Source organism: Streptomyces sp. GC420 (genome assembly GCF_009916105.1).
Lineage (GTDB): Bacteria > Actinomycetota > Actinomycetes > Streptomycetales > Streptomycetaceae > Streptomyces.
In genome coordinates this window covers 22,032-28,958 of the sequence record NZ_JAAAXQ010000055.1, presented here as the reverse complement: position 1 = coordinate 28,958, position 6,927 = coordinate 22,032, and the positions used below count along the sequence as shown (strand labels likewise).

Sequence of the window (6,927 nt, the reverse complement as noted above, 5' to 3'; positions counted from 1 at the left end):
CACCCGCCATCCGTGGTGCGGGTGCCCCTTCGGGCGTTCCCGGATGTTCCCGCCCTTTCCCGTACGGCCCTGTGGAGGTCGCGCAGATTCCGGCAGCGTTGCCCTGTAGGGGGCGGGAGCGTCCGATGGCCGGGCGGGGGAATTTGCCGAGTGCCGACCGCCAACGGGACTGCAACCGCGCACCGCCGGTGTTTGGGTGGTGTCGGCCTTGTGGGAACGGAAGACGAAAGGTGCGCGCCATGGCGGACGCGGCTTCGAGGCTGGGGACTGTCGCCGAGAGACTTCTGGGAGTACCGCTGCCGGTCCGATTGCGGGCCTGGGACGGCAGCGAGACGGGCCCGGCCGGGGCGCCGGTCCTCGTCGTACGGCACCGGCGGGCGCTGCGCAGAATGCTGTGGCGGCCGGGAGAGCTGGGTGCCGCAAGGGCCTGGGTGGCCGGTGAGATCGACTTCGAGGGGAACCTCTACGAGGCCCTGGGGCGCCTCTCGGGGGTGCTGTGGGAGCGCGACGACCAGGAGCCCGGCCCCTCCCTCGCGGCGCGGCTGCGCGACCCGGAGGCGCGCGCCGCGGTCCGTGAACTCGCCGCGCTGGCCGGGCCCTGGCCGCCCCCGCTGCCGCCCCGTGAGGAGGCCCGGCGGCGCGGTGGCCTGCTGCACACCAGGCGCCGCGACCGGCGGGCGATCAGCCACCACTACGACGTCGGCAACGACTTCTACGAGCTGGTGCTGGGCCCGTCCATGGTCTACTCGTGCGCCTACTGGGAGTCCCCGGACTCCACCCTGGAGCAGGCCCAGCACGACAAGCTCGAACTCGTCTGCCGCAAGCTCGCGTTGAAGCCCGGCGACCGGCTGCTCGACGTCGGCTGCGGCTGGGGCTCCATGGCCGCCCACGCGGCTCGCGAGCACGGGGCCCGGGTCGTCGGCATCACCCTGTCCACCGAGCAGGCGGCGTACGCCCGCAAGCGGATCGCCGAGGAGGGGCTGGCGGACCGCGTCGAGATCCGGGTACAGGACTACCGGGACGTAGACGACGGGCCGTACGACGCGATCTCCTCCATCGGGATGGCCGAGCACGTCGGCTCGGTCCGCTACCGCGCCTACGCGGACATCCTGTACCGCCTCCTCAAGCCCGGCGCGCGGCTCCTCAACCACCAGATCGCCCGCCGCCCGATGGCCGACGAGGACGCCTACGAACTCAACGAGTTCATCGACTCCTACGTCTTCCCCGACGGCGAGCTGGCCCCTCTCGGCCGCACCGTCGCCAGTCTGGAGGACGCCGGCCTCGAGGTGCGCGACGTGGAGTCGATCCGCGAGCACTACGCCCTGACGCTGCGCCGCTGGGTGGCCGCGCTGGAGTCGGACTGGGCCCGCGCGGTACGGCTGACCTCGCCCGGCAGGGCCCGGGTCTGGCGGCTCTACATGGCGGCGTGCGCGATCGCCTTCGAACGGGGCGACATCGGCGTGAACCAGATCCTGGCCGTGCGCACCCCCGAGGACGGCCGCTCGGGGCTGCCGCTCAGGACGCGGGAGTGGCGCGGATAGCCCACGGGTACGCGACGACGGGCCCGCACCCCGGGAGGGTGCGGGCCCGTCGTACGTACCTGCGTACCTGCGTACCTGCGTACCTGCGTACCTGCGTACCGTCCTGACGGCGAGGAGCCGGCGGCGGTTACTCGGACTTGATTGCCGTCAGCACGTTCAGCCGGGCCGCGCTGCGCGCCGGCCACAGCGCGGCCAGCACACCGACCAGCGCCGCCAGCAGCAGGAACAGTCCGATCCGGTCCCAGGGGATGACGAGCGAGTAGCCCGGGATCGACGACTTGAGGCTCTGGCCGACCGCCCAGCCCAGGAAGGAGCCGAGACCGACACCGACCAGCGCGCCGAACACCGAGATGACCACGGCCTCCAGACGGATCATCCGCTTCACACGGCGGCGGTCGAGGCCGATCGCCCGCAGCATGCCGATCTCCTGCTGCCGCTCGAACACCGACATGGCGAGGGTGTTCACCACCCCCAGCACCGCGATGACCAGGGCCATCGCCAGCAGGCCGTACAGGATGTTCAGCATCATGTTGATCATGCCGCCGAACTCGTCGCGGATGTCCTGCCGGTTCATGACACTGATCGCCGGGTTGGCGCCGAGCGCGTCGACGAGAGCCTGCTCGTTCTTCTCGCTCGCCCCGCCGGCCGTCTTCACGAAGATCTGCGGGATGTACGGCTTGTTCTCGTGCGCGTTCAGCACCTCGGTGGACGCCACGACGGGCGAGACGAACTCGTTGTCGGTGAAGACGGCGCCGACGGTCAGCTCACCCTTCTTCTCGTCGTCGAACGTCACCTTCACGGTGTCGCCGACCTTCCAGCCGCGGGACTCGGCCGTCTTCTCGGCGACCGCGATCCGTCCGTCCGCCAGCGTGTCCAGCGAGCCCGAGACCGTCTCCAGGGCGATGACCTCCTCGAAGTCCCCGGGAATGACACCCGAGGTCGAGAGGCCGCCGCCGTCGAGGTCGAGCCACGAGGCCTGCTGCGGGGAGACCGCGGTGGCACCCGGGGCCTTCTGCAGGGCGGTCAGCGCGGACTGGTCCAGATCCGTGCCGTTGGCCATCGTGATCATGTAGTCGGCCTTGATGTTGTCCGTGGTCATCTTGTCCACGGCCCGGCCGACCGTGACGCCGAGCACCGACAGGCCCGTGACCAGCGTCAGGCCGATGGCCAGGGCAGAGGCGGTGGCGCCGGTGCGGCGCGGGTTGCGCACCGCGTTCTGGCCGGCCAGCTTGCCCGACACGCCGAACAGGCCCAGCAGCAGCGGCCGCACCAGCGCGATCACCGGCCGGGACAGCAGCGGGATCAGCACGATCACACCGACCAGGGCGAGGAAGGCACCGGCCCCGAGCATCATCCGGCCGTCGGAGCCGGCCGCCGCACCCGCGACGATCCCCGCCGCGCCGAGCAGCGTGAAGAAGGCGCCGATGGAGTTCCGTACCACCAGCGACTTGGTGGAGGCGACCGCGTGCACACTGCTCATCGCGGCGACCGGAGGGATCTTCGCGGCGCGGCGGGCGGGCAGCCAGGCGGCCAGCACGGTGATCAGCACACCGACGGCGAAGGCGGCGAGAAGCGTCGTCGGGGCGACGATCAGCGGTCCGTCCGGGATCTTCATGTCGAACGAGCCCATCAGGGACCGCAGTCCGACCGCCAGCGCCAGACCGAGAACGAAGCCGACCGCGGCGGCGATCGCGCCGACCACCGTGGCCTCGATCAGCACCGAGCGCGTGACCTGCCTGCGGGAGGCGCCGACGGCGCGCAGCAGGGCCAGTTCCTTGGTGCGCTGGGCGACCAGCATGGTGAAGGTGTTGGAGATCAGGAAGATGCCGACGAAGAGCGCGATGGCGGCGAAGGCCAGCATCCCCTGGTTCATGTTGGCCATGCCGTTCTCGATCTGCTTCGCCTGCTCGTCGGCGAGCTCTGCTCCGGTCCTCGCCTCGGCGGTGCCGTCCGAGGGCAGGAGCTGCTCGACCTCGTCGAGGAGCCCGGTGTCCGAGGCGCCGGGGGCGGCCATGACGGTCACCTCGCTGAAGAAGCCCGGCTGGAGGTAGAGCTTCTGGGCGGCGGAGGTCTCGAAGAGGACCAGGCTGCCGCCGGCGCTGACCGCGCCGTCCTCGGTGGTGAAGATCCCGGCGAGCCGGTACTCCTTCACCGGCCCGTTGGTGGAGACGCGCACGGGGTCGCCGACCTTGTAGCCGCCCTTGGCGGCGGAGTCCTCGTCGAGGGCGATCTGGCCGGACCGGGTGGGTCCGCTGCCCTCGGTGAAGTCGTAGCGCTCGTCCTTGCCGTCCTTGCCGGGCGCGAAGTTGACACCCGTGTTGGCCCAGCCGTTGCCGATCAGCTTGCCGTCCCGGTCGGCGACGCCGGCGAAACCGGAGACCCGGCCCGACGCGTCCGCGGCTCCGTCGAGGGCGGCGATCCTGTCGACGGTCTTCTCACTGATGCCGGGGTTCTGCTTGTCGTCCCCGTCGGCGTACGAGGTGACGGCGACCGCGACGTTGTCGTAGCTCTTCGCCGACTGGTTGCGGAAGGCGTTGCCGAGGGTGTCGGTGAACACCAGGGTGCCGGAGACGAAGGCAACGCCGAGCATGACGGCGAGCACGGTCATCAGCAGCCTGGCCTTGTGCGCGAGTACGTTGCGCAAGGCGGTGCGGAACATGGGAGTCGTAAGTCCTGGGGTCGGGTGGCCCGGTGACGTGGCGGGCGGACGGCGTCGGTGGGAGGCGCTGGTGGTGCCGGGGTGCGCTCGGGGCGGGCCTGCCGCCCCGGTGGCTCAGCTCGTGCGGCCCTTGGCGTCGAAGGCCTTCATGCGGTCGAGGACCTTGTCCGCGGAGGGCTGGAGCATCTCGTCGACGATCCGGCCGTCCGCCAGGAAGACCACCCGGTCCGCGTAGGCCGCGGCGACCGGGTCGTGGGTCACCATGACGACGGTCTGGCCCAGCTCCCGCACGGAGTTGCGCAGGAAGCCCAGCACCTCGGCGCCGGAGCGCGAGTCCAGGTTTCCGGTGGGCTCGTCACCGAAGATGATCTCGGGGCGCGCGGCCAGCGCACGGGCCACGGCCACGCGCTGCTGCTGTCCGCCGGAGAGCTGCGCGGGGCGGTGGCCGAGCCGGTCCCTCAGGCCCACCATGTCGATGACGCGGGCCAGCCACTCCTTGTCGGGCTTGCGGCCCGCTATGTCCATCGGCAGCGTGATGTTCTCGGCCGCGGTCAGGGTGGGCAGCAGGTTGAACGCCTGGAAGATGAAGCCGATCTTGTCCCGGCGCAGCTGGGTGAGCTGCTTGTCCTTGAGCGTGCCGAGTTCGGTGCCGCCGATGACGACGGAGCCGCTGCTGAAGGTGTCGAGCCCGGCCACGCAGTGCATCAGCGTGGACTTGCCGGAGCCGGACGGACCCATGATCGCGGTGAACTCGGCCTGGTGGAAGTCGACCGTGACCCGGTCCAGGGCGACCACCTGGGTCTCACCCTGCCCGTAGATCTTGGACAGTTCGGTGGCCCGGGCGGCCACCGCGGTGGCGCTGCGGGCGGTGGAGGTGGTGGTCACGGGGAGACACTCCGATCGACGGTGCAAGGACGCGAACAGCCGTTCCGGCCGCGCCTTTCCCGACCCGGCCGGAACACCTCCATCCTCCGGTCGCCCGGGTGCCGCTGTCGTCCGTCGCAGCTCCGGTTCCGGTGGTCCACCTGGGACTGACGGAAGATCCGTCTCCTCATCCCTGAGTATGACGGCGGCCCGGGGACCACCTCCTCGAAAAGGGACACCACTCCCTGCGAAGAGGGGGACTACTTTCCGTCATTCCGCCCCGCCATGCCCTGCCCGTCCCCTTCGCCGGAAACAGCCTCCGGCATGTGCTGAAGGTGCGCTGACGAGTACTGATGACCCCTCAAGCGCCAATAAAATCAGACAACATCACGCTCACGGCCCAGTCTTCGGGGGATGTGTCCGGATAGGCTCGACCCTGCGCACACTGGGGTGGTCCGTACGCGCTGCGTATGTGCCCGGCAGTCCCGGAGCCGCGTGCCCGGATGGTGGAATGCAGACACGGCGAGCTTAAACCTCGCTGCCCCTCGGGGGCGTACCGGTTCGAGTCCGGTTCCGGGCACAATCCTCCGCCTGACGTCTCACCAGCTATTTCGGCGTGAAACGCGCGAGATCGTTTAGCGGCGTGGGAGCACCGTGGGAACACGCCTCGCTACGTTCGGTGCATGGCGAGTGTGCACACCCGTAAGGACAGGGTAGGCAGGGTCACCAGCTATCAGGTGAAGTGGCGCTTGGGTGGCGCCCGTACGGGCCCCTGGCAAACCGAAAGGTTCGATGACGAGACGTCAGCGAACATGTTCCGCGATGCCGTCAACGACAACGCTCAGCAGTGGCCACCCGGTTGGGTGAAAGGTCGGGGTCAGATCGACCAGGCGAGCGGCGATGAGGCGCAGTACGTCTTCCGGGCCTTCGCGCTGGAGTGCATCGCCAACCGCACGGGCGTCGAGGAGCGGTACCGCGCGGACTGCGTGCGCGACCTGGAGACCTACGTCTTCCCGACGTTCGCCAACTGCGACGTGCGGTCCACGGAGCACTTCAGCAGCAAGACGGTCCGGGCCTGGGTGAACCAGATGGCCCAGACGAAGGTGTGGCGCGGGTCGAAGCACAAGCTGATGAGCCCGAAAACGATCAAGAACCTACACGGGCTGCTCTCCTCGATTCTGCAGGAGGCGGTGCAGGCGGAGCCGCCGCTCCGTGCCCGGAACCCGTGCGAGCTCACCCGCCTGCCGAGGATCGACGACGACGGTGCCGAGGACGGCGACGACGGCGGCGAACCTGAACCTGAGCCCCGGTCCGGCGGTCCGGCGTTTCGGGGCGACCATGGAAGAAACAGGAGGAACGCACCAAGGCCAGTGCAGGAGGTCGCCATGGCAGCCGAATCCCCGTCCACCCCGCCGACCGGGCCGGTCATGGCGGTGTCCGCGCCCGACGGCCGCCCGGCCGAGCTGGTCCTGGCCGGAGAGATCGGGGCCCACGCCCTGCGGGAGCTGGAGGAACTCCTCCGTGCCCCGCCGCTGCGCGAGGCCACCGAATGGCTCGTGGACATGAGCCGGGTCACGCGCTTCGACCTCGCGTGCGCCTACGCGCTGCTGCGGGCAGTCACCTTGCGGCCGGAATCCGCCGCACTCACGATCCGCGGTGCCCGGCGCGCCGTCCAGCGGACGCTGCGCGACGCCGGGCTCGGTACGGTCGCCGTGATCGAGGAGCAGTGACAGCCGCCGGATGACGGCGGGACTGCGGGGCTCGACCATGACGACGTTGCGGCCAGACGCCCACAAGGTGCGACCGCACGGTCCACATCCGCGCTTGCTCGATCGGCGACTTGCTCAGCATGGAGACGATGAG

Annotated in this window: 4 protein-coding genes and 1 tRNA gene; 3 read left to right on the top strand and 2 right to left on the bottom strand. The window is 70.1% G+C overall.

Annotation, left to right across the window (positions count from 1 at the left end):
- The first annotated feature begins 239 nt into the window (after nucleotides 1–239).
- Nucleotides 240–1,541, top strand: coding sequence for a class I SAM-dependent methyltransferase (locus GUY61_RS09970; protein WP_166629720.1), 1,302 nt, complete (start codon nucleotides 240–242; stop codon nucleotides 1,539–1,541).
- A 127-nt stretch (nucleotides 1,542–1,668) separates the two neighbouring features.
- Here the strand turns inward: GUY61_RS09970 and GUY61_RS09965 are convergent, their stop codons facing one another.
- Both GUY61_RS09965 and GUY61_RS09960 read right to left on the bottom strand, forming a co-directional pair.
- A complete protein-coding gene (locus tag GUY61_RS09965) occupies nucleotides 1,669–4,200 on the bottom strand; it encodes an ABC transporter permease (protein WP_166629719.1) in 2,532 nt (843 codons plus the stop codon).
- Between the two features lie 114 nt (nucleotides 4,201–4,314).
- A complete protein-coding gene (locus tag GUY61_RS09960) occupies nucleotides 4,315–5,085 on the bottom strand; it encodes an ABC transporter ATP-binding protein (RefSeq protein WP_166629718.1) in 771 nt (256 codons plus the stop codon).
- 476 nt (nucleotides 5,086–5,561) lie between these two features.
- Between GUY61_RS09960 and GUY61_RS09955 the strand changes: the two genes are divergently transcribed.
- Nucleotides 5,562–5,644: transfer RNA gene (locus GUY61_RS09955), tRNA-Leu, on the top strand.
- A gap of 232 nt (nucleotides 5,645–5,876) precedes the next feature.
- A complete protein-coding gene (locus GUY61_RS39985) occupies nucleotides 5,877–6,794 on the top strand; it encodes an STAS domain-containing protein (protein WP_243766327.1) in 918 nt (305 codons plus the stop codon).
- Nucleotides 6,795–6,927 lie beyond the last annotated feature (133 nt).

What these genes read in the sequence shown, in the direction of transcription:
- GUY61_RS09970 (WP_166629720.1), top strand. Translation starts at nt 240, where the DNA reads ATGGCGGACGCGGCTTCGAGGCTGGGGACTGTCGCCGAGAGACTTCTG.
- GUY61_RS09965 (WP_166629719.1), bottom strand. Translation starts at nt 4,200, where the DNA reads ATGTTCCGCACCGCCTTGCGCAACGTACTCGCGCACAAGGCCAGGCTG.
- GUY61_RS39985 (WP_243766327.1), top strand. Translation starts at nt 5,877, where the DNA reads ATGTTCCGCGATGCCGTCAACGACAACGCTCAGCAGTGGCCACCCGGT.